The organism is Aporhodopirellula sallentina SM41 (genome assembly GCF_000346505.1).
Taxonomy (GTDB): Bacteria; Planctomycetota; Planctomycetia; order Pirellulales; family Pirellulaceae; genus Rhodopirellula; species Rhodopirellula sallentina.
The window spans coordinates 1-1,504 of sequence record NZ_ANOH01000213.1; the positions used below are offsets into that span (position 1 = coordinate 1).

Sequence of the window (1,504 nt, forward strand, 5' to 3'; positions counted from 1 at the left end):
TTCCGAACCGCCACCCGCGATTAGCTCCCCGAACCGCTTCCGCCCGGGCTTGTCCCGGCGGAGCAACAACTGACTGCTACCAACAGCTACCCAACCACCAAACCTCCCCCCAAAAAAGCAATTAAGACAATCACCCTACACACAACTTTCGTGTAGTTCGCGTATTTCGTGGTCGAAAACCCACACCCACAACCTGCCCCCATGAAACTCCTCATCACCGGCGGCGCCGGCTTCATCGGCAGCAACCTCGTCCGTATGGCCCTCGCCGACGGCCACCAGGTCCTCAACCTCGACGCCCTCACCTACGCAGGCAATCTCGCCTCCCTATCCGACGTCGAAGCCCACCCCGACTATCGATTCGCCCAAGTCGACATCACCGACGCGGCCGCGGTCGACCACACGATCGCTGACTACCAACCTGACGCAATCATGCACCTCGCCGCCGAGAGCCATGTCGACCGCAGCATCGACGGCCCCGGCCAATTCATCCAGACCAACGTCATCGGCACCTTCCACCTGCTGCAATCCAGCCTCAAACACTACCGGTCACTCGAAGCCACCGCCAAAGATCGCTTCCGCTTCCTCCACGTCTCCACCGACGAAGTCTACGGAAGCCTCGGCGAAGAAGGCCTCTTCAGCGAAACCACGCCGTACGATCCTCACTCGCCGTACTCCGCCAGCAAAGCCTCCTCCGACCACCTCGCCCGAGCTTGGCAAGACACTTACGGCTTGCCGGTCATGGTGACCAACTGCAGCAACAACTACGGGCCGTATCAGTTCCCCGAAAAGCTGATCCCGGTCGTCATCCTCAAATGCCTCCGCGGCGAGCCCATCCCCGTCTACGGCAAAGGCGAAAACATCCGCGACTGGCTCTACGTCGAAGACCACTGCCGAGCCCTGCTAAGCGTCATTGAGAAAGGCACACCCGGCGAAACCTACAACATCGGCGGCAACACCGAAAAACGAAACATCGACCTCGTCCACCTCATCTGCAACCTCATGGACGAACTCGCCCCGCGGGGCGAGAGCAACGAGTTACGAGCAACGAGCGACGAGAAAGAAACCGACTCGCCTCTCGCAACTCGCCACTCGCAACTCATTTCTTTCGTCACCGACCGCCCCGGCCACGACGCCCGTTACGCCATCGACTCGTCAAAGATCAAACGAGAACTCGGCTGGGAACCCTCCCAAGGTTTCGAATCAGGCCTTCGAAAAACCGTCCAGTGGTACCTCGACAATCAATCCTGGTGGAAAAACATCCTCTCAGGCGACTATCAACTCAACCGGCTCGGGAGAGCAACTAGCAGCTAGCCATTAGCTTTTAGCTCGCTCACACCGCTTCCGTCCGGGCTCGTCCCGGCGGAGCCACAACTGCCAGCTACACGAGCCCCTCAGTCCCACCCATTTCAACGCAAGGACGCCAAGGCGCAACGACGCAAAGCACCGGATCACCCCAATCAACAACTCTCTGCGATCTCTGCGACTCTGCGTTTAGCCCAGCACA

At 59.6% G+C, this 1,504-nt stretch carries 1 protein-coding gene; it reads left to right on the plus strand.

Translation table 11 applies throughout. The features are described 5' to 3' along the window. The first annotated feature begins 201 nt into the window (after positions 1 to 201). Positions 202 to 1,311 (plus strand): dTDP-glucose 4,6-dehydratase, encoded by a 1,110-nt coding sequence (gene rfbB / locus RSSM_RS13855; RefSeq protein WP_044302527.1) that lies wholly within the window; start codon positions 202 to 204, stop codon positions 1,309 to 1,311. The last annotated feature ends 193 nt before the right edge of the window (positions 1,312 to 1,504 follow it).

Bases quoted from the DNA above. Each gene is read 5' to 3' on its own strand.
- rfbB (WP_044302527.1), top strand. From the start codon at position 202: ATGAAACTCCTCATCACCGGCGGCGCCGGCTTCATCGGCAGCAACCTC.